This is a genomic window from Mycobacterium kubicae (genome assembly GCF_015689175.1).
GTDB classification, from domain to species: Bacteria; Actinomycetota; Actinomycetes; order Mycobacteriales; family Mycobacteriaceae; genus Mycobacterium; species Mycobacterium kubicae.
Genome location: NZ_CP065047.1, coordinates 5,713,913 through 5,739,583, shown reverse-complemented (window position 1 = coordinate 5,739,583; position 25,671 = coordinate 5,713,913). Strand labels below are relative to the sequence as shown.

The following is a 25,671-nucleotide window of genomic DNA, read 5'->3' as shown; positions in this document are numbered from 1 at the left end:
GACGCCGCATACGCTACCTCGGCTCCGATTGACGACGGTTCGGCGAGCAGGTCTAACGTCTCTATATCTCGATCGACACGTCGAAGTGGGGATCCGGTGGGCAATGCGGGCGGGGACATCGCCGACATCGGTGACATCGATTTCGACGACCTGACGTCCCCCAAGCTGACCGACGTCCAGCGGCAAATCCTGCACTTCACCGAAGCCCGGCACGTCGACTTCGACATCCAGCGGATGCTCACCGAAGCCAGCGAGCAGGCCGGTGCGGCCGACCTCGACGACGCCGACGGTTTCACCGAACGCCTGACCAGGCACGTGGCCGCGATCGAAGCCGACCATGGGCTGACCCAGCTCATCCGCTCGTCCCTGCGCCAGCGGGTGGTTCGGCTGTTGCGGAACCGGTTGTCGTTGACCGATCTGATCAAGCGGTACCCCGAGATCGAGTCGATTCCCATCGAGAAGCCCTTCATCGTGGTCGGGATGCCCCGCTCCGGTACCACACACCTGGTCAATCTCATCGCCGCCGACCCGCGCCGGCGGGCTTTGCCATATTGGGAAAGCCAGGAGCCGATACCGGCGCGCGGGGAGGGTCCCGACGTCTTCGGTGTCGATCCGCGCTACACGCGCAGCAAGCGCGAACACGACGCCCTGATGGTCAGCGCGCCGGTGGTGGCCGCCATGCATGACCGCTTCCCCGAGGCCATCGAAGAAGAGGTCGAACTGCTCGACCTCGACCTGGCCGGCTACGTGTTGGAATGGCATGCGCGCGTGCCGGATTGGCGGGACTACTACTTAGGTCTCGATCACCGTCGGCACTACGCCTACCTGCGCAAGGTGCTGCAAGCGCTGACCTTCCTGCGAGGACCGCGGACCTGGGTGCTCAAAAGCCCGCAACATTGTGAGCAATTGGGCCCACTCATGGCCACGTTCCCGGACGCGACGGTCGCCTTCACCCACCGAGACCCCGTTGCGGTGATCCAGTCGGCGATCACCATGATGGCCTACTCGGATCGACTACGCCGCACCAGCATTGATCCCGAATGGCTGGTCGACTACTGGAGCGACCGGGTGCACCGGCTGCTCAGCGCCTGCGTGCGCGACCGCGACCTGGTGCCCGCCGACCGCAGCATCGACATCGGCTTCCACGACCTCAACGGCAACGAAATCCCCCTGCTGACACAGCTTTACGAACGCGGCGGAGTCGAGTTGACACCGCAGGTGCGAGCGGAATTTCAGAAGTACTTGGAGACCAACCCGCGCGGCAAACACGGTCGCATCCGCTACGACCTGACCCGCCACTTCGGTATTGCGCCCGACGAGCTGCGCGCCCAATTCGGCTTCTACTTCGACAGATTCGACGTCCGTGCCGAATGAAGGAGGATTAGCGATGCCCGAACCGGTCTATCGCAGCCGGCCCGGTGCCGAGGCCATGCGGCCCGCGTCCGCCCAGCAAGCCGAACAGGTCGCGCCGGGAATCTGGTGCTCACCGGGCTTGTCGAACGCCTACCTGCTGACCACGGATGACGGCCGGGTCATCGTCAACACCGGCATGGGCTTCGAAGGGCCGGTCCACCGCGCCAACTTCGACGCCGTCGACTCCTCGCCGGTGCGCTACGTCATCTTCACGCAGGGGCACGTCGACCATGTCGGCGGCCTGGACAGTGTGCGCGACCCCGACACCACCGTGGTGGCACAAGCCAACTGGACCCGCTGGCGCGACGACAACGAACGGCTCATCCCGTACCGGGCCAACCGCAGCGCGTTTGCCTTCAAAGACACGCTGGCCTCGGGCATCCAAGCCATTCAACGACGCCTGGGCACCAGGCGCCTGCCCGGTCAGAGCGTGCCGGTCGTGGACCTGGACTTCGAGGACACCCTGACCCTCGATGTCGGGGGCCGACGGCTGGAACTGATCGCCGTTCCCGGCGGAGAAACCAACGACTCGCTGGTGGTCTGGCTGCCCGAGGAGCGAATATGTCTGTGTGGCAACACCTTCGGGCCTTTGTTCGGCCACATACCCAATCTGGTCACCATCCGCGGTGACCGATACCGCGACGCCTTGACGGCCATCGCGTCGGTGGAACGAGTGCGCGACCTGCAACCGGAACTGTTGGTCACCGGTCACTTCGATCCGATCACGGGCGCAGATCGCATATACGCCGAGCTGACCCGACTGCGTGACGCGATCCAATACATTCACGATGAGACCGTGGCCGGCATGAATGCGGGTAAAGACGTCTTGACGCTGATGCGCGACATCAGGTTGCCCGCCGAATACGAAGTGGGGCAAGGATATGGAAAGGTGGCGTGGGATGTACGGGCCATCTGGGAGAACTACTCGGGCTGGTTCCACCACCGCTCGACCACCGAGCTATATCCCGTCGGATTCGACGCCGTGACCGCCGACGTCGCGGAACTGGCGGGAGCCGACGCGCTGGTCGATCGGGCGCGGGCGCATCTGCAGGCGGGTCGGCCCCTGCATGCCATTCACCTGGCGGAACTGGTGCCGTCAGATCACGGGCAAGCGCGCAACGTGCTCAGGCAGGCCCACGAGACCCTGTTGGCCGGCAGCGTCAACTTCTGGGAGACCGCCTGGCTCAACCAACAGATTGCGAACTACTCATGACCGCGCGGGTACGCTTCGACTTCACCGGCACCGCGGCACTGATCACCGGCGGCACCAGCGGTATCGGGCACGCCGTCGCGACGCTGTTCCGCGATGCCGGTGCGCACGTCACCATCACCGGAACAAAGGAGCGGGCAGGCGATTACGAAGCCGACCTGTCGGGCATGGATTACCAGCAACTCCAAATCACCGACCACGATTCGGTGGATGCCTTGGCGCACCGGTTCACCCGGCTTGACGTCTTGGTCAACAACGCCGGGGCCAACTTCCCCGGCGGGCTCGACGAGTCGCAGCCGGACGGGTTCGACGCATCAGTGGCCTTGAACCTCACCGGACCTTACCGATTGACGGTCGGACTCTACAAAGCATTGCAGGCCTCGACGACGCTCGGCGGCGGCAGCGTCGTCAATATGGCATCGATGTCGGCGCTGCGGGCGGTGCCGCTGGTTCCCGGGTACGGCGCGGCGAAGGCCGGAATCATTTGCCTCACCAGGAATCTCGCCGTCAAGTGGGCCGGTAAAGGGATACGGGTGAACGCGGTCGCGCCGGGAACGATCGACACCCCCATGACCGCGCCCATGCACATCGCACCCGAACTGGTCGAATCCGAGTTGGCTCATATCCCATTGCGTCGCATGGGTTCAGCTGACGAAATCGCGCCCACGGTGGCATTCCTGTGCACCGAGCACAGCAGCTACACCAGCGGCGCGGTCTTCGTCGTCGACGGCGCGTCGGATTGCGTCTGAAAGGACACCGCCATGACATTTCCGCTGCGACCCGAAGACCTCTATCACACCGGCATCGTGGTACCCGATATCGAAGCCGCCATGGCTCGCTTGAGCGCGCTGGCCGGATACGAGTGGACCACCGTGCAGAGCTATACGCTGCCCTTCCGCACCGCCAACGAGACAACGCAGCTCACCACCAGTTTCGTCTACTCACTGCAAAGCCTGCATCTGGAATTGCTCCAAGAGATACCCGGGACACCGTGGACCGCAAAGCCAGGCAACGCGATTCACCATCTCGGGTACTTCACCGACAACCTCGTCGACACCGCACGCGCGCTGGAGGGTAACGGCTTCTCCTTCGAACTGACCGCGGACTTCGCCGGACCGGACCCGGCGCTGTTCGCTTACTACACCGATGACTCCGGCACCCGGATCGAGATCGTCGATCGCTCAATGTTTCCCGACTTCTCCGCGTTCCTGCAAACCCAGCCCGCGATCGGTAGGCGAACATGATCCTGACGGTATTGCGATTCAATTTTGGCTCGCCTGAAGGTGATCCGCGTACGCAGAGCAAACTGATCGGCGCCGCGCTGGAGATGGCGCAATGGGGCGAATCCCGAGGCATCACCACGGTCAGTGTGGACGAGCACCACGCCACCGGGCACGGGTGGAGCTGCAACCCGATCATGGCCGCGTCGATGTTCTTGGCCCGTACGTCGACGCTGATCGCCAGCGTGGACTGTGCGTTGGGTCCGTTATGGCATCCCGTCCGGTTGGCCGAAGACATCGCGCTGGTCGACAACATGAGTCACGGCCGGCTGCACACCACCGTGGGACTCGGGTACCGCACCGTCGAATTCGAGCTGATGGGTGTGGAATACGCCGAGCGCGGCCCGCTGATGGATGAGCTGGTGGCCAGGATGCTGTCGGTCTGGTCGGGCGCGGACGCGGACGCCGGCGTGTGTACCGGGACGTGGACCCGCCCGCACCCGCCGCTGTACATCGGCGGCGGGGTCCGCGCGACCGCGCGCCGGGCTGCACGGTTCGGCTTGCCACTCAGCCTGGCCGACCACCTGCCCGACATCGCCGACTACTACCGCCAGCTGTGCGCCGAGGCCGGCGTCCAGCCGTTCGTGCTGATGCCCGGCCCGAGCAACCGCGGAATGATCTATCTGCACGAGGATCCGGAGCAGGCCTGGGCCGAACTCGGCGACTACATCTTGTGGGAGGCGATCACTTACGGCGGTTGGTCGGCGCAGGGCCGTTCCTTGATGCATCTGCCCGGAGTGCAAACGCTCGACGAGGTTCGGGCATCGGGACGCTACCGGTTCGTGACCCCCGACCAGCTCATCGCCGAACTCCGCGGCGCAGATCAGTACGGCCCCCTCGTCATGCACCCGTTGGTCGGCGGCATGCCGGTCGAGGAGGCGTGGAAGTCGGTGCACCTGCTCACCGACACCGTGCTCCCGGCGCTGGCGTGACGAATTGATCTAGAGACCGAACGAAGGCCCGGGCGGCGCCATCGCACTTACCAGTACCGGCAGCGAGATCGCTCCGGCCCCGCCGGTGACGACCAGGACCCAGCGACCGTCGACCGGCAGCCTCAGTTGCAGCTCGAAGAAGGCAAACCCGGGGAACTCCGCCACGGCCGCCTCCGGGACCTGGAAGTCCAGCTCTATCGGCTCGTCATCGGACGGCGGGCGCATTTGAAGGTGGACGCTTCGATCGGTGTTTCCCGGTTCGGCCTGAGTGAGGACTACCAGCACGAAGCGCGCCAGCCGGTCGGGGCCCACCATGAACCGGGACACCACGCCGCCCGACACATTGAGCTTGTTATCCACCGCGGCGGCCGCATCTGCCAGGAAGGCACCGGTAAGTATCACGCGCTGAACCTACCCCGCGGTGCTTCCACGGGCGCCGGATTGCTCGCTGCCGCCGCCACTAATTAGTGATCTAGCAGATAGTGTCCTATTGCTACTATTGCATCTGACAGTGATGCCGAATGAGCGGAGGCGGACATGCTGCAGTCCATGACGATCGATTCCGAGGCTGCCCACATCGGCTCGCGCATTGCCGACAACGCCGCCCAGGGAATCCAGTCAGGAGTGACCGCATCGACGGCCCTGACCTCGCTCATGCCGGCCGGTGCGGAGGAAGTTTCGGCACAGGCTGTCTTAGCCTTCACCACCGAAGCCGCCCAACTGCTCGCCCTGAACAAGGCCGCTCAGGAAGAGCTGCTGCGCGCGGGATCGGCCATCACCGAGATCGCCCAAAAGTACGCGGACGCCGACGCCACTGCGGCCGGAGCCCTGCTCGGCGTCGGCTTTCATCGGGCTGCCGGATAGACGCGGTTCAGGCAACGCTTTACCGCTCTTTTCCCAGCCGAACGCGCGATACTAGGCACATGCCTGATCGCCAGCCTGATCGCAATGTGCTGGGCGGCGCCTTGGAACCGTGCGGCACCGAGCCAGTAACCGGGTTTTACCTTGATGGCTGTTGCTCGACCGGCCCCGAGGACCTCGGCTGGCACACGATCTGCGCTGTGGTCACCGCCGAGTTCCTCGAACACCAGCGCTCCATCGGCAACGACCTCTCGACACCGGTTCCCGAGTACCGATTCCCCGGCCTGCTCCCCGGAGATCGTTGGTGCGTGACCGCCGTGAATTGGCTACGCGCCCACCGCGACGGTTGTGCTGCGCCGGTGGTGCTTGCTTCCACCCACGAGCGCACGCTCGAGGTGGTGCCGCTCGAGACACTGCAAGAACACGCCGTCGACGTCCCCGACGATCTGGCCAATCTGTAAATCCGGTGTTTGCTTCCCCCTGATCGAGGGTATGGGGTCGCTACAAGCGAAATCCCCTATCAGGGCGGAGGATTCGATGATCCGCGAAATCATACGCGACATTGGCCGAGCCTTCGCACTGCTAGGAGCTGCGATACTGTTCCTCCTCGCGGTTCTGCTGGGAGGCACCCAGCGGTCGGTCGCGGATCCCACTGCCCCGCCGACGGTGCCGAGCCCGTCAGCCCCTGCGTCCCCGCCCACGGGCGTGGTAATCGCACCAGACCAAGGCGGTACCGGTGACCCCGGTGGCGGCGGCGGTGCCGGTGGTGGTGCCGGCGGCGGTGGCGGCGCCGGCGGCGGATAACCGGTCAGGGCAATTCGGTCGAGTACAGCCACTCCTGCCATAACGGCCGCAGCGGCTCATCGGAATAGCTCGCCGCCAAGCCGGTGAAGTCCTCGGTAACCGCGGTCCCATGTTGATAGCGCTTCGTCCAATCTTGAAGTAGTGCAAAGAATTTGACGTCGCCTAGGCGTGTGCGCAAGGCATGCAGGGTCAGGGCGCCCCGCTTGTACACGCGGTCGTCGAACATATCCTCTGGACCTGGATCGGTCAGGAGTAGGTCTTGCGGCTGGTCTTGCAGTTGCCGGTGGTAGTGGTCGGCGAGTTCGTCGGCGCTGGAACCGCCGCCGTGTTCGGACCATAACCACTCCGCGTAGCAGGCGAATCCCTCGTGCAGCCAGATATCGCGCCAGCGGCGCGCCGTCACCGAGTTGCCGAACCACTGATGCGCCAGTTCGTGAGCGATCAGTCGCTCGCTGTCGCCGGTGCCGTCGCAGTGGTTGGCGCCGAAAATCGAAATACCTTGTGCCTCAAGCGGTATCTCCAACGCGTCGTCGGTCACAACCACGGTGTAGCCAGTGGACAGTGGATAGGGGCCGAACAAATCGATGAACAACTGCATCATCTGTGGTTGCCGGGCGAAGTCATGGTCGAACTCGCTGCGCAGGCGTTCAGGCAAGGCCGCTGCGATCGGCACCGGGGTGCGGGCCAGCCGAGTGGTCTCATAGCGGCCGATCTGCACAGTGATCAGGTAGGTCGACGTGGGTTCGGGTTGCTCGTAGGTCCACACCGTGTGACCCGCTCGCGCCCGGCGCGACACCAGCTTCCCGTTGGCGATCACGCGATAGGCATTTTCGGAGCTGACCTGCAGGCGAAAGGCTGCCTTGGCGCGGGGATGGTCGTCGCAGGGAAACCAGGAGGCGGCGCCGTTGGGCTGACCTGCGACGAGCGCGCCGTCGGTCAGTTCCTCGAATCCGACGTCACCCCACAGTGAACGGATCGGTTTCGGTGCACCGCCGTAACGGACCACGACGGTCATCGCCGCCCCGGTCGCCAGCTTGGTCGCCATCTTCACTCGCAATTTGCCGCCACGGCAGGAGAATTGACCGGCCGGCTCGCCGTTGACCGACACCTTGCGTACCGACAGGGCAGGGGAGAGGTCGAGGGTGAACGACTGCAGCTCGGTGACGGTGACAGCGGTGATGGTCGCAATCCCGGATAGCCGGTTGGCGCCGACCTGGTACTCCAACTCGAGTTCGTATCGGGACACGCGGTAGCCGAAGTTGCCGTTCTTGGGCAGGTAAGGGTCGATCACCGGAGTGTTCGCCGCGGAATCCTTCACGCCGCGTGACCTTCGAGGGCGGCGGCATCACTGGTGCGAGCGCCCTTGCGGCGGCGGGCAACCCAAGGTCGGATCGGGTTGCCTTGCCAGCGCGTCGACGGCGGCACCTCGTCGCCGCGCACCACCAATGACGCCGGGCCTACAGCCGCACCCGCACCCACGCGCGAGGCGGGCAGTGCAACGCAATGAGGGCCGAGCGTCGCACCGGATTCCAGCACGACGTTGTCCATCCTCATAATTCGATCGTGGAACAAATGCGTCTGCACCACGCAGCCGCGGTTGACGGTGCTGCCGTCGCCCAGGGTGACAAGGTCGGCCTCGGGCAGCCAATAGCTTTCACACCAGGCGCCGCGGCCGATGTGGGCACCCAGGCCGCGCAGCCATAGGTTCAGTACCACTGTTCCGCTGGCAGCACGGGCGAACCACGGCGCCGCAACGGTTTCCACGAAGGTATCGGTCAGTTCGTTGCGCCACACGAACGACGACCACAGCGGAAACTCGCTGGGTGCTATGCGCTGCACCAGAACCCATTTCGCGACAATAGTGGTCAACCCGGCGACTGCGCCGGCGGCCAGGAGCAGCACACCGCCACACGACGCGGCCCACCAAATACCGTGCGTGTTGGCCACCGCCTGCAACGATCCCAACACCGCCACACCGATCAGCGCCGTCACCATCACCGGTAGGACCCGGCAGATCTCGACTGCGGCGCGCGCCGCCTTGAGTCGTGCCGGCGGAGCGTAGGTGCTCTCCTCCGTGGTCTCGGCGGGGCGCCTGCGCAGCCGCATGGGTGGGCTGCCCAACCACGACGACCCGCGTTTGGCTTTCGGCGGAGTGGCCGACAGCACTGCGACCAGTCCTTCGTCGGGAACACGACGGCCCGGTTGGGTGATGCCCGAGTTGCCGAGGAACGCACGGCGGCCCACGGTCGTGCGGGCCGCGTAGATCCATCCGCCCCCGAGCTCATAGGACGCGACCATGGTGTCGTCGGCCAGGAATGCGCCGTCTTCGATCACTGTGAATTTGGGAGTGAGCAACACCGTGGAGATCTCTGTGCCACGGCCGACGGTAGCGCCCAGGATGCGCAACCAGACCGGGGTGAACTGGCTGGCGTAGAGCGGAAAGAGGTACTGGCGCGCGGCGTCCATCAACCGCTCGGTCGTCCACAGCTGCCAGCCCGATCGGCTGCGCACCGGGTGGTAACCCTCGCGCAGGCCGATCGAGAGCACACGCACACAGGCCACGGTCGCCACCGCGTAAACAGCCAGGGCGGCCAGCGTTGCCGCCGGTGTCCACAACAGGGCCGGTAGTACGGCCTGCCCGAGCGTATGCGTGCGGTGCACCGCAGCCAGGATCACCGTTACACCGGCGACCGCCGCGAGCAGCGGCAGTCCGGCGAGCAGCAGCGACGTCAGGCCGTACCCGGCCACCCAATGGGCCCTGCTCGGTGGGCGCTCGTCCGGCCAGGGGTGGCGAGCCTTACCCGACTTCACCGCGGGTGAGCCCTTCCAGTACTGCCCGTTCTTGATCTTGTCGAGCACGCCGGACCCGGGTGCCACGTCGGCGTTCTTGCCGACGACGGCGCCGGGTAGCAGCACGGTTCGGCTGCCGATGGTCGCGTCGTTGCCGATGGTGATCGCGCCGAGGTGGAAGGTGTCCCCGTCGATCCAGTGTCCGCACAGGTCGACTTCGGGTTCGACAGCGCTGCGATGCCCGATGCTCAGCATGCCGGTCACCGGCGGCACCGAGTGCAGGTCGACGCCTTCGCCGATGTCGGCGCCGAGCGCGCGCGCGTAGTAGACCAGCCATGGCGCACCGGCCAGGTTCTCCGCCCCGCTGGCGTGCGCCAGTCGTTCGGCGAACCACACTCGCAGGTGCACCGATCCGCCGCGGGGATAACTGCCGGGGCGCACCCCGCGCAGCAGTAACCGGGCGAAGAGCACCGCGATGCCCATCCGGCCCAGCGGTGTGACGAAGAGGACGAACGCCGCCGCCACCAACCACCACGGCACCGAGACCGTCCACGTCACCACATGCACGGCACGCGCGACGTTGTTGCCCAGCGCCAGCCAGGTCACCCATGGCAGCGCTGCCAGCGTCGCGAGCGGCACGGCCAGCACCACCTGAATCGCCTGCGTCTGCCAGGGCGTCGGACGCACATCTCGCGTCGTCACCTGCGGCGGCGGTTCGAGGTCGTCGAGAAACCCGGCCAGCGACCCGAGCCGCGGGTGGTCATACACGTCGGCGACTGTGAGCTGGGGATATCGACGCCGTAGACCGGCGACGAGTTGCGCGGCGGCCAGCGAACCGCCGCCGAGTTCGAAGAAGTCGGCTTCCGCGCCGGCGACCGGCGTGCCGAGCAAGTCACGCCACAACTCGGCCAGCCGGCCCGTCGTACCGGTGAGGTGGGGCGTCTCCTCGGTGTCGCTGTGGCCCGGCGGCGGCCAGGGCAGCGCGTCGCGGTCGATCTTGCCGGAGGTGCGGGTGGGCAGTTCATCGATCCGCACCAGGCGCGGAACCAATGCCGCGGGCAAGTGCTCGGCCAGTTCATTGCGCGCTACCTTCACGTCGAAGGACGGATCTGCGCTGACCACATAGCCGACCAGCACCGGGGTGCCGGTGGCGGTGCGGCGAACCGTGCACGCACCGCCACTGACCTTGGGCAGGTTGACCAACGCCGAATCCACCTCACCCAATTCGATACGCCGCCCGCCGACCTTGACCTGGTCGTCGCTGCGACCGCAGAACAACAGGCCGTCGCGCTGCAGCCGAACCAGGTCACCGCTGCGGTAGGCCCGCCGCCAGCCCAGCGTCGGCAGCGGCGCGTACTTTTCGGCGTCCTTGTCCTGGTCCAGATAACGGGCCAGCCCCACTCCGCCGATCACCAGTTCACCGATCTCGCCGTAGCTGACCGGCTCCCCGTCGGCGTCGACGACGGCGAGGTCCCATCCGGCCAGGGGCAGGCCGATGCTGATCGGACCGGTGCCGTCGATTTTGGCAGCGCAGGCGACCACCGTCGCCTCGGTGGGACCGTAGGTGTTCCATACTTCTCGACCGTCCACTGCGAGGCGCTCGGCAAGCTCGGCAGGGCAGGCTTCACCGCCGAAGATGAGCAGCCGCACCGCTTCCAGCGCTTCGGCAGGCCACAGTGCCGCCAGCGACGGAACCGTCGAAACCACGGTGACGTCGCGCGTGACCAACCAAGGGCCCAGGTCCATCCCGCTGCGCACCAAGGACCGCGGCGCGGGAACCAGGCACGCGCCGTGCCGCCACGCCAGCCACATCTCCTCACACGAGGCGTCGAAAGCCACCGACAAGCCGGCCAACACCCGGTCACCGGGCCCGATCGGACTGGCTTGCAGGAACAGGCGCGCTTCGGCGTCGACGAAGGCGGCGGCGCTGCGGTGGCTGACGGCCACTCCCTTGGGGGTGCCGGTCGACCCTGAGGTGAAGATGATCCACGCGTCGTCGCGGGCCATCGGTGATCCGGCCCGCCAACCGCGCGAAGACCCGGGCCCACGGCGAAGTCCTTCTTCGGTGATCACCACAACGACATTGGCCGCACCGAACACCAACTCGGCGCGCTCGTCGGGATCGTCGGCGTCGACCGGCACATACGCCGCACCGGCGGCCAGCGCCGCCAGAATCGCCACATACAGCGAATAACTGCCCGACGGCATCCGGATCCCGATGCGGTCTCCTCGGCCGACCCCGCGCGCGGCCAGCCAGGCCACGCTGTCTTCCATGTCGGCGACCAATTCGCTGTAGGTCAGCTGCACCGTGCCGTCGTCGATCGCCGCGGCGTCGGGGTAGCGGGCGGCGGTGTCGTAGATGATGTCGATCAGCGTGCGCGGGCTCGGTGCGTCAGCGGACCGCAAATACTGCGCAGGGATGTCGGGCACCCAATATTTCTACGCTGTGAGTGCCGCCGTGGCTGTGCTTGACGCACCGAGCACGACCGTGGCGGTAATCTCACGCGGCTCGCGTCGCCCTCGAAAGTGCTCTGCGACGCCCCGGTTGCCTCCCGGTTGCTTAGGACTTGGCCCAGCGGTCACTGCGCACCGCGTCGAGGGCTTCGGTGACGTAGTGGTCGAGCGGCCGCGGGGCCTCGGCGGACTGCCGTACCCACCGCTGAAAGGCGAAATCTGCTGCGGAGAAGGCGATCTGGACCAGCAAGCCGGGCCGCATGTCGGCTTCAGGGTCGGTGCCCATGCGTTCGGCAACCAACTCGGTCGCCCGCTCCCGGTCGGCGGGGGTGAGAAATCTGAGCTTGTGCAGTAGTTCGGGCGCCACCAACAGCGCTTCGCGCCACTCTTCGGTGTCGTCCTGGTCGAACGATCGGGTCCGCGCCACGATCGCATTGATCAGCGCGGTATCAGGCGATTCGCTGTCCGGCCGGTCCTGCAGCAGGTTGATGATCGCCGTCCCGCCGTAGCGGACGGGCGCGAGCAGCAAGTCTTCTTTCGTCGGTACGTGCCGGAAGTACGTGCGTGGGGAAACGCCTGCGGCACTCGCGATTTCCTCTGTGGTCACCGCATCGTATCCGCGTTCGATGAACAGCCGGAACGCTGCGCGCCTGATGTCGGCGCGAACCTGTGCGCGCTGTCGGTCCCGCAGCGACCCTGCCGTCATCGAAAGCAGCCGATCCCGCCGTCGACATGGATGGTCTGCCCGGTGATGAAGGTGGCATCGGTGCTCAGCAAGAACGCCACCAGCGCACCGACATCGGTGCGGACATCGCCGATACGTTTCATCGGCACGCGCCGCACTGCCTTCGCGTAATCGTCAGGGGCGAACTGCTTCCAAAACTTCACGCCGTCGGATTCGGCGAACGGGCAGATCACGTTGACCCGGATGTTGTCGCGGCCCCATTCCAAGGCCGCGACCTTGGACAGCCCACGGATGGCTTCCTTGGCGGCGGCATATCCGCCCCACTTCGGTTCCCCGCCGGTTCCTGTGCCCGAGCCCAGGTTCACGATCGATCCGCCGCCGGCTGCCACCATCACCGGGTACACGGCTTGCATCAGCAGGAAGCTGGCGCGGGGGCCCACGTCGTGGCCCAACGCGAAGTCTTCGATGGTGACGTCCACGAACCGCTTCGGTTCGTTGGTCGCTATGGCGTTGTTGACCAAGCCGTGCACGGCACCGAAAGCCGATACCGCGGCGGCCACGATGCGCTGCGCGCTAGCCGGCTCGCGCAGGTCTGCCACCACTTGCTCAGCCCGGCCCAGCCTCTGCAGTTCGGCGGTAGTGGCAGCCAGCGCCTCGTCCTGGATGTCGGTGAGCAGCACCGCTGCACCACGCTCCAGCAACGCGGCGGCGATGCCCTTGCCCACGCCCTGCGCGGCGCCGGTGACGATTGCGACCTGCCCGCGTAGCGAGTTTGCATGGGTGTAGCTCATTGTTGTTGCGTCGCAGCGAGTTTCGCGTCCGGACGGCCCGCGATCAGCGGTAGGTCGAGGTAGGTCTTGATGCCTGGCTCAGCGGCGCACACGTCGGGGATGGCGTTGACACAGTGGTTGGCGGTGGCGACGACGCCGGGGTTTCGTTTCAGCCCCTCGGCGATGGTCGGTGGCTGCAGTCCCTTGAACGTGAGGCTGATGGTGGGATCACCGGTGATCTCGATCTCGAAGCGTTCGCCGATTCCGCCGAAGTTCCAGTCCGGGTCGAGGTTCTCCTCACCCATCAGCCAATTGACCGCCGCTGTGATGACCGGCTCGCCGTCGACGAGCGCCTGCCACCGGAACCGGCGAGCGGCCACCGTTCCTGCGGTGATGGGGAACGGGTCGTAGTCGATGTCGGCCGTCGCGACCGCTATGTCCTGCGTCGTCTTGATGTCGGGATCAATGCGAAAACCCATGTGGTCGGCGATCATTCGCACCGACATCTTGAAGCCCGCTTCGAGCAGGCTGGCCATCGGCCCTTGCATGGCCTCCTGCGGGGTTCCGCCGAATCCCATGATGTGGCGCACCACATCAGGTGCGTTGTAGGTGCGGATGTCGGAGAACTCCTCGGCCCTGAGGTGCGTGACTGCAGACGACAATGACGACACCATGAGCGGAAAGCGTTCGGTGATGCCACCGGGATGAATTCCCGAACCGTGGAGAGTGACCCCACCTTCCACGGCAGCGTCGTGAATCGCTTTGCTGCGTGCGTTGGTCAAGTCCGGATACACCCAACCCACCGGGGTGACCACGTTCTTGCCCGACCGCAGGATCGCTTGCACCTCTTTGTCATTGGGAATCAGGGGACTGTAGACGACGCAGTCGGCATCGAGCGCCAAGAGTTGGTCGACGCTGGTCGTGGCGGCGACACCGAGCCGGCCGGTTCCGATGATGTCACCGACGTCGCGCCCGTCCTTTTCTCCGCTGTGCACCCAGCAGCCGGCCAACTCGAGCTGCGGGTGATTGTTCACGCATTCGATGGCGGCCTTACCGACACCGCCGGTCGCCCACTGGATGACGCGAAGCTTGGCTGGGCTACTCATCGGTGACCTCCCGCGGCCGAGTTACGGAGCAGTTGGCACCGTATGACTACATGGCAGTAACTGTCAACGAGGATGGCCGTCGTCGCCTAAACCGGCGTCGGCGCCGGCATGGGTCTGATAGTTTCCGGTCATCGCACCAGTGGTCGGGAGGCGCCATGCTTCGGACAGTCGCTACAGCAATCGGATTCGTCATCGTGGGGTGGTGTGTCGCGATACCTCAGGCCGCCGCGGACAACCCGGTGTGCAGCACGACGTGGTGCGCCTTTCTGGCGCCGTCGGGCAATCTCAGCTGCGAGATCGATTATCAACGGGGCAGCGGCATTTCCGACGAGACGTACTGCCAGACCAACTCGCCGCCGCAGTCCGTGCAGATGACCTCCAGCGGGGCGATCAAGCCGTGCACCGGAGAGGGTTGTCTGGGCAATGCGGGCGAAGGCACCCCCACGCTCGGCTACGGCCAAACCGCCGGGATAGGCCCATTTAGTTGCCGGTCGGAGACCAGTGGGGTCACCTGCACGGTCACCTCGGGGCGCGGCTTCACCATTTCCACCGAGGGGATAACGCCCACCGGCTGATCGGCTCAGCGGACTCCGGTCTCACCGGGGCGAGTTTGGTTGCCGGCGTTGGGGTTCGACGCCGCCGGGTCCGAACCGACCGTGGTGATGAGGTATTCGTAGGTGCCGGTGGTTTGCAGCAGACGGTCCAGGACCGGCGGTCGGTGGTCGAGGTGAAGGTGGATGCCGGCCTGATGGGTCTGACGGTGCACGAGCAGCAGGCCGGAAAGGCCGGCAGAGTCACAGAACACCAACTCGGAGAAGTCGAGGTGGATCTGCGTCAGGGCGGGCTGTTCGGTGATCAGCTGCGATACGGCCGCCACCAGGGTGGTGGTGTTCTGGTAGTCGAGCTCACCGGCCACGCGCACGCAGGCCGATCGGCTAGCGGTGGTGATGGTCAGGCTGAGACTCATTGGGGTGCTCCCGAGGTGGCCGTGAGGGCATCTCCGGCTCCCTGCAGCAGGCGTTGACTGCGGGGAAAGTCCTTCAGCTGCAGGGCCAGCAGGTCCAGCGCCGGGAGGAGACCACCGGCCGGGACCCCGCGGGCAGTCAGGATCTCGGCCGTCCACATGATGAAGTCGGTGAACAGGTCATCGTCGTCGGTATAGAGACCGGTGCCGAGGAAGTCGACGATGTGGGCGATGTCCTCGATGGTGTGCTGACGTTGTTGCTCGGTATAGGCGCGCATCGCCGGAATGCGGTCCTCCAATTCGGTGACGGTCGACTGGACCAGTTGCGGGGCGGTTCGGCTGACCATGGTGTATTCCTGGTCGGCCAGGTGTGGCAGGTCATCAATGGGTTGGCGACTGGCACCGAGGTGCATGCGCGGAAACTCCTGCGCCAGCCGCTCGCAGGCGGCACGGGCGTCCGGCGCCCAGGCGTCGGCCCCCAACTGGCGGGCGTAGCGGCCGTCGCTGCCGAAGGCGGCGCCGCCGGCAAGGACTGGAACCCCTGCGGCCTGGCACGCGGTGATCGCGGCGTGCGCGGTGGGTAGCCGGGTGGGGATGGAACAGGACAGGGCGACGACATCGGGTGCGTGCTGATGCAAGTGTGCCACCAGATGCGGGGTCGGGACCTGTGCGCCCAGGAAATCGACCTGCCAGCCACGCAAGCGCAGCACTTCGGCCAGAAGCCGTGCGGGCAGCGCATGCCACTCACCGTCTACGCACGCCACCGTGACTCGGCCGGTGCGAGCAGGGGTCCTGCTGGCGGGGTGGTGGGCAAGTGCGGCGATCACCCGGTCGTTGATCGCGGTAGCGGCATGTTCTTGCGCAACGGTGATGCGGTTCGCGGCCCACTCGGCACCCACCTTCTGCTGCACGGGGGCAATCACATCCAGCAGTGCGTCCTCGGGCCCCAGGCCCGCATCGATGGCGGCGAAGATGGTGGCGGCGGCCGCGAACTCGTCGCGGTCGATGACCGCTCCCCACAACCGCTCACGAAGAAGGTGCCTGTCAACGGCAGCGGCAGCGCGCGAAGTGGCGGTGTCGGTGTCGTGCATGCTCAAGCGGTGTACCTTCCGCGGGTGTGGCCGTCCACCGCGCTGAGGTAAGTGCGGCGCGGGGCGGTGATGGCCACCACTGCGATGTCGTCGTGGGCGCGTCGGCCCACCCACTGCGTCGTCATCATCAAAACGCGTTCCACTATCGCCTCCGCCGGTAATCCGGCGCACCCCGTCAACGCCGTCGCCAGCCGCTCTTCACCGAAGAAGTCATGGCCCAGCGGACCGCCCCGCGCTTCGGTGACTCCATCGGTGTACAGCACACACGTCTCGCCGGGAGCAAGGCACGTCTCGAACGTCTGCAGCGTGATCCGGGGGAACGCGCCCACCAGGGTGCCCTTGGTGTCGGCCTGTTCCACGTGCCCGCCGTCGCGCACGATCAACGGCGGCGGGTGCCCCGCGCAGGTCAACCGCAACAGGACCGCGCCGTCTCGATGCGAGACCGAGGCGAGCACCAGCGTGGCGAAGCGGGTGCTCTCGGTGGCCAGCATTGCGGTGTTGAGCAACCTGAGCACGCCTTGGTGATCATCGGCCAGCGGCGTCAACGCCTGCAGCGTGTTGCGGATCTTGCCGGTCATCATGGCGGCGTCCAGACCCTTGCCGCAGACGTCGCCCAGCACCACCAGGGTTTCGTCCTCGGGAGTTGCTCCTGGATGAAGGTCGTAGAAGTCGCCGCCGACCACCTCGTAGTCTTCGGAGGCGCGATAGCCGCCGGCGAATTCGATCCCGTGTAATCCGTGCAGCCGCGGCGGCAACAGGTCGCGCATCAGGGTTCGGGTGATCGCGGCTTGCTCGGCATACAGGCGGGCGGCGGACAACGCCGCGCCCGCACGGGCGGCGAACAGGCGGGCGAACACCTCGTCGTCCTCGCTGAATACCGACTGGTCGGTGTGCCGCAGCAACACCAGCGCTCCCGCCGAGACGCCGTGGCCGGGAAGCGGAATGATCATGACCGACCCCACCGGACCGGTGAAGTCTTGCGGGATGAGCCAGTCCGGGACCGTGTCGGGTTGGATCCAGCGCGACGGAACCGGTGGGAAGCCGCGCAGTGCCTCACCCAGGCCCCCCACCTCGGCGGGATCGGCGTCGACACTGCGCTGTTCGACCACACCCGCGGGGCCACTGTAGAAGACGGGCAGCCGCCTACCGTGGCTTACCGGAGCGATGACGACCGCGGCGTCGGCGAGGTGTCGCGCCGCCATCTGCACTGTCGCTTCTCGGCAGCGGTCGACGTTGAGCGACGCCATCAGCACCGACGATGCCTCCAGCAAAAACGCTGTGCGCTCCTGCTCCCGAGCCAATGCCCGCTGCGCCTCACGAAGCAACTGGCCGGTGTTCTCGACCAGCGACCATGCCACCTCGCCACCGGCCAGGACCGCCGGGTGGGCGTCGAATTTGCGGCCACCCACGGTGCCGGAGGCGACGGAATTCTCACCGGTCAAACTACCCGCCGACGTCGTAACGAGATCACGATGCGCCGACGAGAGCCACGCCGCCGCTTCCTCGAGTGGGCTACCCAAGTGCACGCCGGGCAGCGCGGACGGAGCGGAATCGCTCAGTGCGCGCACAACGCCTGCGCGATCGACCACCACCGTCGGGCAGGGAACATTGGTCCACAAACCGGCGAGGTCGATTTCGACGCCCGCGGGAGCACCATCGTGCATGAAGGACCTGCTAATCGTTGCGACCGGCTAACGCTTAACAAGCTAGTCTAAACACACTAATTGTGAATCATGGTCACAAGGATCATTGCGGGGCGCGCGCTGCTACTCGCCTCGCCATTCCGACAGGAAAAGAGCGTTTTTCCAACACAATCGGACTAGCATCGCAATGGCGGCGGATTGAGAACGGTTGCTTCTGCTCCAATGCAAGGCGATCCTGTGGTTGCAACCGCAGCGTTGAGCAAACAGCGCTGACACTCGTCGCCGCCCTGAATCTCAAAGCGCAAACTCATATCAAAGTGCTTGGCTCTCGGTGCCCGGTTCAGCGAGGCGATCAGCGGCTTGCAGAATGCCGGCGGAGCGAACCCAAATGATCAGGGACCCGACCGACAGGGCACCCAACAACAGGAACGCTGCGCGATACCCCAATTCTTGGGCGATGTACCCGCCGAGCAGCGGGCTCAGTGACGCACCTATTCCCTGGGCCGCAATCAGCGCACCCTGACCGACATTGATACGTCCGGTGCCATCGAGCAGTCGGGCAACCAATCCAGGTACGGCCACCGAGAGCATGCCGGCGCCAACTCCATCAAGGATCTGAACCGGGATGACGCCCCAGGTGGTGATGACACCGGCGGCCACCAGGGCGCGCACGGGTAACGCCATGAACGCGATCAATATGACAAGCCAATTGCCCCGGCTCTGCGCGAGTCGCGATGCCGCCAGCGATGCGACAATCATGACGGCCTGGGCGACGACGATGGTGGCGGCCACCGTGATGAACGGGTCGGCGCGGGTGGCCACCACCGCCAGGCCATAGAGGGGCAGCATTGCGGCGTTGCCGAGGTGGAACAAGACGATGGCCGCTGCCAACGCCCGCAGCGGCGGCGACTCCAGCAGCACCCGAAAGCCGGTGACCTGTTCGGCATCTCCGCCTACCATCGCCCCGCGCGCGGCGCGGTGATCGATGTGCCGTGCCGGGATCAGCAGCACCGCAGTGATCGTCAAGCCCGCAAAGGCCGCCGCAAGTCCCAACACGGCAACGAACCCGAATTGCCATCCCACCAGACCGGAAAGGGCTGCACCGACCATATTGCCCGCGTGGTTGTAAGCCTGATTGCGGCCGTTCTGCGCGATGAAACCGGATTGCCGCACCACTCCGAGGGTGATGGCGATGACCGCAGGGCCGAGTACCGCGCCGGCGATTGCGCTGGCAGCCTGGGCCGATGCGACCACCCAGAATCGGTTCGAGGCGATGATCAGCGCCGAGGCGGCGACTGTGCAGAGGCCGGCGACGACCACGGCCGCGCGCTTGCGTGTGGTGACGTCTACGAGCGCGCCCGCGGGGCCGGTGGCAAGCAGCCCCGCCACGTTGCCAAGCGACGTAAGGGCCCCGATAGCCCCGGTTGTCCAGCCGCGGCCAGCCAGCACCACGCCGAGAAATGGGCCGACACCGGCCTGCATGTCGGCGATGAAGAAGTGCACAGCCTGTAGTGCCACACGATCCCGACGCTGGACCGGTAGGGAGTTCGGTTGTGCGGGGAATGTCTTCACGAGCAGACAATAGAGCAGCGCACCGCCCGGCCACCGTTGACGCAGCGCCGCACAGCTTTTCAGGTCGACGCGGCTCCGCTTATCGGCAACCGTCCAACCACAACCACACCATGCGAAGAAATATGTTGTGCCACAATCACTGTGCGCAGCCGGGTCAACAGCAGCTACCGTTCGGCGCCGCGTCGCGATCTAATGATCGCATGGAACTGATGCTGCCCACCGACTCGATGTTCCTCTTCGCCGAATCGCGCGAGCGTCCCTTGCACGTTGGTGGACTGTCATTGTTCGAGCCGCCCAAAGGCGCCGGCCGCAAGTTCGTTCGTCGGTTCTACAAAGGCTTGGTCGCCAACAACGAGTTTCAGCCGACCTTCCGTAGGCGTCCGGCAACCATCGGCGGTGGGATCGCCCAACTGGCGTGGGCCTACGACGACGAGGTCGATACCGATTACCACGTTCGGCGCTCGGCGCTGCCGTCGCCCGGACGGGTACGCGACCTACTCGAACTGACCTCGAGGCTGCACACGAGCTTGCTCGACCGGCACCGCCCGCTGTGGGAATTGCATGTCGTCGAGGGGCTCAAAGACGGCCGGTTCGCGATCTATACCAAGATGCACCACGCCCTCATCGACGGTGTCTCGGCGATGAAGCTCATGCAGCGGACCCTTTCGCCGGACCCGGAGGACACCACGGTGCGGGCGATGTGGAGTTTGCCGCGGCCACCGCGCCCACAGTTCGCCGGGTCACCGTCGCGGTGGGCAGCACTAGCCAAGGCGGCCGGATCTGTTGCGGGACTCGGTTCTTCGACGCTGAAACTGGCCCGCGCCGCATTGGTGGAACAGCAACTGACGCTGCCTTTCGTCGCGCCGCACACCATGTTCAACGTCAAGATCGGCGGGGCGCGCCGCTGTGCCGCGCAGTCTTGGTCGCTGGAGCGAATCAAAGGCGTGAAGCAAGCCGCCGGAGTGACCGTCAACGACGCCGTCCTGGCAATGTGTGCCGGCGCGTTGCGGTCCTACCTGATCGAGCAGAGCGCCCTCCCAGAAACTCCGCTGATCGCAATGGTGCCGGTGAGCCTGCGCGCCGAGAAGGACGCCGACAGCGGCGGCAACATGGTGGGTAGCGTCTTGTGCAATCTCGCCACGCATGTCGAGGACCCTGCCCAACGAATTCAGATCGTCAGCGAGTCGATGCGCGGGAACAAGGAGGTGCTGTCGCAATTGCCGCGCACGCAGGTGCTGGCGTGGTCGGCGCTGAACATGGCACCGCTCACCCTGACGGGGGTACCGGGCTTCTTGGCCACGGTGCCGCCGCCGTTCAACATCGTCATCTCCAATGTGCCCGGACCGGCGCAGCCGTTGTACTACGCAGGCGCCCGCCTCGACGGCAGCTATCCGCTGTCCAATATCCCGGACGGCCAGGCGTTGAACATCACCCTGGTGAACAACGCGGGGAACCTGGATTTCGGGTTGGTGGGATGCCGTCGCAGCGTCCCGCACCTGCAGCGGTTACTGACGCATCTAGAAGATGCGCTCACCGATCTCGAGCGCGCTGTCGGGGTCTGAGGGGCACACACTGATGCCCAGGATGAGTGCGGGCCTGCTGCTGTATCGGTTGCGCGACAGCGTCATCGAGGTTCTGCTCGCACATCCCGGCGGCCCATTCTGGGCCCGCAAAGACGACGGCGCGTGGTCGATCCCCAAGGGGGAGTACACCGAGGCCGAAGATGCCTGGTTGGCCGCCCGACGCGAGTTCGCCGAGGAACTCGGGCTGCCGGTGCCCGACGGCCCCCGCATCGAGTTGGGTGCGGTCAAACAGTCGGGCGGCAAGGTGGTCACCGCTTTCGCGGTGCGAGCCGATCTGGACATCACCGATGCGAGAAGCAACACCTTCGAGCTGGAGTGGCCGAAGGGGTCGGGGAGAACGCGCCAATTTCCGGAAGTCGATCGGGTTGGCTGGTTCACGGTGGGGGACGCGCGCGTGAAGCTGCTGAAGGGACAGCGCGCTTTCCTCGACCGATTGCTGGCTGACGCGGCAGTGACGGGCCTAACCGAGGGTCCGTCTGGGCGGTAGGCGGAAACAAGCGAGCCGCTGCCCGTGGCTGAGCTCAGCGAGTTGCCCCAGAAATACGTTGTTGCCCCAGGACGGCGAGCAGCTGCAATTTCTCGTGAGCTTCGGTGCGCGGCGGTGCGGTCAGCACCAGCAAGGCCTGAGATTGATCTTCGGTCAGGAGCGCTTGACAGTCCACCTCGATCTCACCCAGTTCCGGGTGAACCAGGGTCTTGTGGTCGGCGAATCTCCTCGCGACCTCTTGCCGGTTCCACAACTCGACGAACTCGCTGCTCGACTTTTGCAGAGCTCTCACCAATTCGCCGGCTTGCGAGTGCGCTCCCATGGATCCGTACGCAGCCCGCAAGGCCGCCACCTGTGCGCGGCTTTGCCGGTCATGGTCTTGGGTGCGGTAGCGATTCCGTTCGGCCGGATCGGTGAACCACCGGTATATCCCGCTGCGGGCAAGACCGCTGTATCGCGTGGCATCCCCGAACAGCGCTGCAGCCATGGAGTTTTGCACCAACGTGACATCGAGCGGCGAGATGATCAGGGCTGGAGTGTCGCTGAGCCGATCGAGCACCCGCAGCAGCGCCGGGGCGACATGGGACCCGACTGCTATCGAGTCGGGCGGATTGCGTCCCGCGACCCGAAACAGGTAATCCCGCTCGTCGGCGGTGAGCCGCAGCGCACGGGCCAAGGCTGCCAACATCTGCTCACTGGGCTGCGGGCCGCGCTGCTGCTCCAGCCGGGTGTAGTAGTCGGTGGACATGGCGGCCAGCGCCGCAACCTCTTCCCTGCGCAAACCGGGGGCGCGACGCCGCGCACCGGCAGGGAATCCGACGTCTTCGGGCCGCAACGCTTCGCGGCGGTGGCGAAGAAACTCGGCCAGCGCTGGACGATCCATGCCACCAGTATCGCCTGCCAACCTCACCGCACCACTGCCCAAGCCAGGGACTGCTGATCCCCCGATAACTGATCCTTCCAGCCCCGCTGGCCGATCGGACAATCTGACTACATGGACATTTCGGGAAACACCATCTTCATCCCCGGCTCGACGAGCGGCATAGGCCTGGCGCTGGCGTTGGCGTTGCGGGACAAGGGGAATACGGTCATCGTCGGCGGACGACGCACCGATCTGCTGGAGCGGATCGCCGTCGACCATCCAGACATTGACACAGTGCGCATCGACACCACCGACCCGGACAGCATCGGCGAAGCTGCCCAGCAGGTTCTCCGCACCCACCCAGACCTCAACGTCCTGGTCACCATGGCTGGGGTCATGCGATCCGAAGACTGGCACAAGCCGGATACTTTTGTGTCATCCGCCGAGTCGGTGATCACCACCAATGTGTTGGGTCCCATCCGCTTGATCGGTGCGTTCATCGAACATCTGCAAGCACAGCGAAACGCCACCATCATCACCGTGTCATCCGGCTTGGCCTTCACCCCGTTGCGGCCCACACCGAGCTATAATGCGTCCAAGGCCGCAATCCACATGCTCAGCGAGTCGCTTCGGTTGCAACTCGCCGACACCTCGGTGCAGGTCATCGAATTGGTACCGCCGTCCGTGCGCACCGCGCTCATGCCCGGACAGGAAAGCAACGATTCGGCCATGCCGCTCGACGAGTTTGTCGCAGAGGCCGTTTCACTACTCGAGACGCAGCCCGAGGCCCACGAAATCCTGGTCGAGCGCGTAAAATTGCTGCGCTACAGCGAGAGCCGTGGCGACTACGAGCGTGTAATCGAATTGCTGAATTCCTCTGACCCGCATGCCAATTCGGCGTCAGCGAACAGGAGTGACGGCCATGCCTGACCGTAACGTCATTGTCATCACGGGCGCATCGAGCGGCTTCGGCAATCTCACCGCTCGAGCGCTCGCCCACGCGGGACACACCGTCTATGCGGGAATGCGCGCCACCGCAGGACGCAACGCCGATCGGGTTGCCGAACTGTCCGAGTTTGCAACGACAGAGTCGGTCGATGTTCGCGCCATAGAGATGGATGTTCAGGACCAAGCTTGCGTCGACGAAGCGATCGCGCGCATCGTGAGCGAGCAGGGCCGCTTGGACGTGGTGGTGCACAACGCCGGCCATATGTGTCTTGGTCCTACCGAGGCGTTCACACCCGAACAGTTGGCGCAACTGTATGACGTCAACGTTCTCAGCACCCAGCGGGTGAACCGCGCCGCGCTTCCCGTTCTGCGCAAGCAGGGCAGCGGCTTGCTGGTATGGGTGGGCAGCTCCAGCACCCGCGGCGGTCACCCGCCGTTCCTCGCGCCGTACTTCGCCGCAAAGGCAGCGATGGAATCTCTCGCCGACAGCTACGCCGCCGAGCTGATCAAATTCGGCATCGAAACCGTCATCGTCATTCCCGGTGCTTTTCCCACTGGCACCAACCACTTCGCGCACGCCGCAGCACCTGCCGACCGGGCTCGAAACGATGAATACGCCAGCCGCTACGGCACGCTGCAAGACAAGGTGATCGCGAGCATCGATGACATCTTCCCACCTGGTCACGACGCCGCGGAGGTCGCGGCTGAGATCGTTCGGATCATCGGCCTGCCGGCCGGTGAGCGGCCGTTCCGAACGCATGTCGACCCGACTCGGGATGGCAGCGAAGTCGTGTGCACCGTGTACGACCGCATCAGAGCCGAGTTCTACCACCGCATCGGCATCGAGGAACTGCTGCCCGGTCAAGCCAGTCGCTGATCAGCCAGGCCGGTCGGCGCCCGACGGGCACAATGTCAGCATGACCACCAGCCCGACGGAGCAGGCCGAAGCGCAGACCCTGTTGCTGCAGTTGATCGACCCGGCGACCCGGCCCGATCCGTACCCGGTCTGCGCTCAGGTGCGCGAGCGGGGACCGTTACAAATGCCGGGCGCCAACTTCGTCATGTTCTCGAGTTATCGCGACTGCGATGAGGTGTTGCGGCATCCCGCGTCGAGCAGTGACCAGCTGAAGTCCACCGCCGCCCAGCAGATGGACGTCGACCCGGCAGCACGTCGGGAAACGCCGCCGGGATTCCTGTTCCTGGACCCACCCGATCACACCCGGCTGCGGAAGTTGGTCAGCAAGGCCTTCGCGCCGAAGGTGGTGAACGCGCTGCAGCCCGAGATCCGTGCCCTGGTGCACGGTTTGCTCGACCGCATCGCCGCAGCGGGCCATTTCGACGTCATCGACGACTTCGCCTACCCGCTGCCGGTGGCCGTCATCTGCCGGTTGCTGGGGGTGCCGCTCGAGGACGAGCCGCAATTCAGCTGGGCGTCGGCGCTGCTGGCCCAGTCGCTGGACCCGTTCTTCTCGTTCTCCGGGGAGCAAGCCGACGACCTCAACGAAGCGTTGGACGCGGGCGCCTGGTTACGCGAGTACCTGCACGGCCTCATCGCGCGGCGTCGCTCGCATCCCGGTGACGACCTGATGTCCGGTCTGATCGCCGTGGAGGAGTCCGGCGATCAGCTGACCGCAGAAGAAATAGTCTCCACCTGCGTCCTGTTGCTGGTAGCCGGGCACGAAACCACGGTCAACCTGATCGGCAACGCCATCCTGGCGATGTTGCGTGACCGTCCCCAGTGGGCGGCGCTGGGCGCCGACGCCACCCGCGCGGCCGCGGTCGTGGAGGAGACGCTGCGCTATGACCCGCCGGTGCAATTGCTCGGCCGCATCGCCGATGCGGACCTGGCGATCGGTGACACCCAGGTGGCCAAAGGTGATGTAATGATGTTGCTGCTGGCCGCCGCGCATCGCGATCCCACCGAATTCGCTCGCCCGGACATCTTCGACCCGGACCGGCCGACCATGCGCCACTTGGGTTTTGGGCGCGGTGCGCACTATTGCCTGGGTGCGCCGCTGGCGCGGCTGGAAGCCAGTGTGGCGCTGTCGGCGGTCACCGCGCGCTTCCCGGCGGCGCGCCTCGACAGCGCACCTCAGTACAAGCCGAACGTCACACTGCGCGGCTTGTCGACGCTGACCGTCACCGTCTGACCGCGAGCGTGCGTGTCTGTACAGCGACACGCCGTAATTGCCGTACAACTGCGCACCCTCGCGGCA

At 65.7% G+C, this 25,671-nt stretch carries 24 protein-coding genes; 13 read left to right on the top strand and 11 right to left on the bottom strand.

Annotated elements, in window-relative coordinates:
* Positions 1-96: 96 nt before the first annotated feature.
* The 5 genes from I2456_RS26920 to I2456_RS26900 are packed head-to-tail and all read left to right on the top strand — an operon-like array spanning position 97 to position 4,835.
* On the top strand, positions 97-1,374 hold the full coding sequence (locus I2456_RS26920) for a sulfotransferase family protein (protein WP_085075494.1): 1,278 nt from the start codon (positions 97-99) through the stop codon (positions 1,372-1,374).
* 13 nt (positions 1,375-1,387) lie between these two features.
* Complete coding sequence (locus tag I2456_RS26915) at positions 1,388-2,626, top strand: MBL fold metallo-hydrolase (protein WP_085075493.1); 1,239 nt, start codon at positions 1,388-1,390, stop codon at positions 2,624-2,626.
* Positions 2,623-3,372: an SDR family NAD(P)-dependent oxidoreductase gene (locus I2456_RS26910; protein WP_085075492.1), complete on the top strand. Its 750-nt coding sequence runs from the start codon at positions 2,623-2,625 to the stop codon at positions 3,370-3,372. Before I2456_RS26915 ends, I2456_RS26910 begins: the two co-directional genes overlap by 4 nt.
* A 12-nt stretch (positions 3,373-3,384) precedes the next feature.
* The gene (locus I2456_RS26905) at positions 3,385-3,867 is read left to right on the top strand and encodes a VOC family protein (RefSeq protein WP_085075491.1); all 483 of its coding nucleotides are present in this window, start codon (positions 3,385-3,387) and stop codon (positions 3,865-3,867) included.
* Entirely contained in the window at positions 3,864-4,835 is a 972-nt protein-coding gene (locus I2456_RS26900; RefSeq protein ID WP_085075490.1) for an LLM class flavin-dependent oxidoreductase, read from the top strand. Before I2456_RS26905 ends, I2456_RS26900 begins: the two co-directional genes overlap by 4 nt.
* A 9-nt stretch (positions 4,836-4,844) precedes the next feature.
* On the opposite strand, the gene I2456_RS26895 is transcribed toward I2456_RS26900, so the two are convergent.
* Entirely contained in the window at positions 4,845-5,237 is a 393-nt protein-coding gene (locus I2456_RS26895) for a hypothetical protein (protein WP_068034255.1), read from the bottom strand.
* Positions 5,238-5,375: 138 nt separating this feature from the next.
* Here I2456_RS26895 and I2456_RS26890 point away from each other — a divergent pair, with 138 nt between their 5' ends.
* Both I2456_RS26890 and I2456_RS26885 read left to right on the top strand, forming a co-directional pair.
* On the top strand, positions 5,376-5,699 hold the full coding sequence (locus I2456_RS26890; protein WP_241008033.1) for a PE domain-containing protein: 324 nt from the start codon (positions 5,376-5,378) through the stop codon (positions 5,697-5,699).
* 59 nt (positions 5,700-5,758) lie between these two features.
* On the top strand, positions 5,759-6,157 hold the full coding sequence (locus I2456_RS26885; RefSeq protein ID WP_085075489.1) for a DUF2237 family protein: 399 nt from the start codon (positions 5,759-5,761) through the stop codon (positions 6,155-6,157).
* Between the two features lie 347 nt (positions 6,158-6,504).
* Here I2456_RS26885 and I2456_RS26880 read toward each other — a convergent pair whose 3' ends face one another.
* From I2456_RS26880 to I2456_RS26860, 5 genes are all read right to left on the bottom strand, one after another.
* Positions 6,505-7,818 (bottom strand): M1 family metallopeptidase, encoded by a 1,314-nt coding sequence (locus I2456_RS26880; RefSeq protein WP_085075488.1) that lies wholly within the window; start codon positions 7,816-7,818, stop codon positions 6,505-6,507.
* Positions 7,815-11,720, bottom strand: coding sequence for a Pls/PosA family non-ribosomal peptide synthetase (locus tag I2456_RS26875; RefSeq protein WP_085075487.1), 3,906 nt, complete (start codon positions 11,718-11,720; stop codon positions 7,815-7,817). Before I2456_RS26875 ends, I2456_RS26880 begins: the two co-directional genes overlap by 4 nt.
* 130 nt (positions 11,721-11,850) lie before the next feature.
* Positions 11,851-12,450 carry a TetR/AcrR family transcriptional regulator gene (locus I2456_RS26870; protein WP_085075486.1) on the bottom strand — a complete coding sequence of 200 codons (600 nt, stop codon included), beginning with the start codon at positions 12,448-12,450 and terminating at the stop codon, positions 11,851-11,853.
* Positions 12,447-13,220 (bottom strand): SDR family NAD(P)-dependent oxidoreductase, encoded by a 774-nt coding sequence (locus I2456_RS26865; protein ID WP_085075485.1) that lies wholly within the window; start codon positions 13,218-13,220, stop codon positions 12,447-12,449. The genes I2456_RS26870 and I2456_RS26865 overlap by 4 nt, the downstream gene beginning before the upstream one ends.
* Positions 13,217-14,305, bottom strand: coding sequence for an NAD(P)H-dependent amine dehydrogenase family protein (locus I2456_RS26860; protein WP_085075484.1), 1,089 nt, complete (start codon positions 14,303-14,305; stop codon positions 13,217-13,219). The genes I2456_RS26865 and I2456_RS26860 overlap by 4 nt, the downstream gene beginning before the upstream one ends.
* A gap of 155 nt (positions 14,306-14,460) precedes the next feature.
* On the opposite strand from I2456_RS26860, the gene I2456_RS26855 reads away from it, so the two are divergent.
* The gene (locus I2456_RS26855; RefSeq protein ID WP_068034267.1) at positions 14,461-14,880 is read left to right on the top strand and encodes a hypothetical protein; all 420 of its coding nucleotides are present in this window, start codon (positions 14,461-14,463) and stop codon (positions 14,878-14,880) included.
* 5 nt (positions 14,881-14,885) lie between these two features.
* On the opposite strand, the gene I2456_RS26850 is transcribed toward I2456_RS26855, so the two are convergent.
* The 4 genes from I2456_RS26850 to I2456_RS26835 form a co-directional block, all read right to left on the bottom strand.
* The gene (locus I2456_RS26850) at positions 14,886-15,272 is read right to left on the bottom strand and encodes an STAS domain-containing protein (protein ID WP_068161167.1); all 387 of its coding nucleotides are present in this window, start codon (positions 15,270-15,272) and stop codon (positions 14,886-14,888) included.
* Entirely contained in the window at positions 15,269-16,360 is a 1,092-nt protein-coding gene (locus I2456_RS26845) for a cobalamin B12-binding domain-containing protein (RefSeq protein ID WP_085075483.1), read from the bottom strand. Before I2456_RS26845 ends, I2456_RS26850 begins: the two co-directional genes overlap by 4 nt.
* Positions 16,361-16,362: 2 nt before the next feature.
* The gene (locus I2456_RS26840; protein WP_085075482.1) at positions 16,363-18,024 is read right to left on the bottom strand and encodes a PP2C family protein-serine/threonine phosphatase; all 1,662 of its coding nucleotides are present in this window, start codon (positions 18,022-18,024) and stop codon (positions 16,363-16,365) included.
* A gap of 291 nt (positions 18,025-18,315) precedes the next feature.
* Positions 18,316-19,521, bottom strand: a complete 1,206-nt coding sequence (locus tag I2456_RS26835; RefSeq protein ID WP_241007814.1) for an MFS transporter — start codon at positions 19,519-19,521, stop codon at positions 18,316-18,318.
* Between the two features lie 254 nt (positions 19,522-19,775).
* Between I2456_RS26835 and I2456_RS26830 the strand changes: the two genes are divergently transcribed.
* Both I2456_RS26830 and I2456_RS26825 read left to right on the top strand, forming a co-directional pair.
* Positions 19,776-21,137: a WS/DGAT/MGAT family O-acyltransferase gene (locus tag I2456_RS26830; protein WP_085075481.1), complete on the top strand. Its 1,362-nt coding sequence runs from the start codon at positions 19,776-19,778 to the stop codon at positions 21,135-21,137.
* 13 nt (positions 21,138-21,150) lie between these two features.
* Complete coding sequence (locus I2456_RS26825) at positions 21,151-21,645, top strand: NUDIX hydrolase (RefSeq protein ID WP_085075514.1); 495 nt, start codon at positions 21,151-21,153, stop codon at positions 21,643-21,645.
* 34 nt (positions 21,646-21,679) lie between these two features.
* Here the strand turns inward: I2456_RS26825 and I2456_RS26820 are convergent, their stop codons facing one another.
* Positions 21,680-22,528 (bottom strand): helix-turn-helix transcriptional regulator, encoded by an 849-nt coding sequence (locus I2456_RS26820; protein WP_085075480.1) that lies wholly within the window; start codon positions 22,526-22,528, stop codon positions 21,680-21,682.
* A gap of 111 nt (positions 22,529-22,639) precedes the next feature.
* Between I2456_RS26820 and I2456_RS26815 the strand changes: the two genes are divergently transcribed.
* Genes I2456_RS26815 through I2456_RS26805 form a run of 3 tightly spaced genes read left to right on the top strand, consistent with a single transcriptional unit; the run spans position 22,640 to position 25,605 of the window.
* Positions 22,640-23,437, top strand: coding sequence for an SDR family oxidoreductase (locus I2456_RS26815; RefSeq protein WP_085075479.1), 798 nt, complete (start codon positions 22,640-22,642; stop codon positions 23,435-23,437).
* On the top strand, positions 23,430-24,332 hold the full coding sequence (locus I2456_RS26810) for an SDR family oxidoreductase (protein ID WP_085075513.1): 903 nt from the start codon (positions 23,430-23,432) through the stop codon (positions 24,330-24,332). Before I2456_RS26815 ends, I2456_RS26810 begins: the two co-directional genes overlap by 8 nt.
* A 40-nt stretch (positions 24,333-24,372) precedes the next feature.
* The gene (locus I2456_RS26805; protein WP_085075478.1) at positions 24,373-25,605 is read left to right on the top strand and encodes a cytochrome P450; all 1,233 of its coding nucleotides are present in this window, start codon (positions 24,373-24,375) and stop codon (positions 25,603-25,605) included.
* Positions 25,606-25,671: the final 66 nt, after the last annotated feature.

What these genes read in the sequence shown, in the direction of transcription:
- I2456_RS26915 (WP_085075493.1), top strand. Translation starts at nt 1,388, where the DNA reads ATGCCCGAACCGGTCTATCGCAGCCGGCCCGGTGCCGAGGCCATGCGG.
- I2456_RS26910 (WP_085075492.1), top strand. Translation starts at nt 2,623, where the DNA reads ATGACCGCGCGGGTACGCTTCGACTTCACCGGCACCGCGGCACTGATC.
- I2456_RS26905 (WP_085075491.1), top strand. Translation starts at nt 3,385, where the DNA reads ATGACATTTCCGCTGCGACCCGAAGACCTCTATCACACCGGCATCGTG.
- I2456_RS26900 (WP_085075490.1), top strand. Translation starts at nt 3,864, where the DNA reads ATGATCCTGACGGTATTGCGATTCAATTTTGGCTCGCCTGAAGGTGAT.
- I2456_RS26885 (WP_085075489.1), top strand. Translation starts at nt 5,759, where the DNA reads ATGCCTGATCGCCAGCCTGATCGCAATGTGCTGGGCGGCGCCTTGGAA.
- I2456_RS26870 (WP_085075486.1), bottom strand. Translation starts at nt 12,450, where the DNA reads ATGACGGCAGGGTCGCTGCGGGACCGACAGCGCGCACAGGTTCGCGCC.
- I2456_RS26865 (WP_085075485.1), bottom strand. Translation starts at nt 13,220, where the DNA reads ATGAGCTACACCCATGCAAACTCGCTACGCGGGCAGGTCGCAATCGTC.
- I2456_RS26860 (WP_085075484.1), bottom strand. Translation starts at nt 14,305, where the DNA reads ATGAGTAGCCCAGCCAAGCTTCGCGTCATCCAGTGGGCGACCGGCGGT.
- I2456_RS26855 (WP_068034267.1), top strand. Translation starts at nt 14,461, where the DNA reads ATGCTTCGGACAGTCGCTACAGCAATCGGATTCGTCATCGTGGGGTGG.
- I2456_RS26850 (WP_068161167.1), bottom strand. Translation starts at nt 15,272, where the DNA reads ATGAGTCTCAGCCTGACCATCACCACCGCTAGCCGATCGGCCTGCGTG.
- I2456_RS26845 (WP_085075483.1), bottom strand. Translation starts at nt 16,360, where the DNA reads ATGCACGACACCGACACCGCCACTTCGCGCGCTGCCGCTGCCGTTGAC.
- I2456_RS26840 (WP_085075482.1), bottom strand. Translation starts at nt 18,024, where the DNA reads ATGCACGATGGTGCTCCCGCGGGCGTCGAAATCGACCTCGCCGGTTTG.
- I2456_RS26830 (WP_085075481.1), top strand. Translation starts at nt 19,776, where the DNA reads ATGGAACTGATGCTGCCCACCGACTCGATGTTCCTCTTCGCCGAATCG.
- I2456_RS26825 (WP_085075514.1), top strand. Translation starts at nt 21,151, where the DNA reads ATGCCCAGGATGAGTGCGGGCCTGCTGCTGTATCGGTTGCGCGACAGC.
- I2456_RS26820 (WP_085075480.1), bottom strand. Translation starts at nt 22,528, where the DNA reads ATGGATCGTCCAGCGCTGGCCGAGTTTCTTCGCCACCGCCGCGAAGCG.
- I2456_RS26815 (WP_085075479.1), top strand. Translation starts at nt 22,640, where the DNA reads ATGGACATTTCGGGAAACACCATCTTCATCCCCGGCTCGACGAGCGGC.
- I2456_RS26810 (WP_085075513.1), top strand. Translation starts at nt 23,430, where the DNA reads ATGCCTGACCGTAACGTCATTGTCATCACGGGCGCATCGAGCGGCTTC.
- I2456_RS26805 (WP_085075478.1), top strand. Translation starts at nt 24,373, where the DNA reads ATGACCACCAGCCCGACGGAGCAGGCCGAAGCGCAGACCCTGTTGCTG.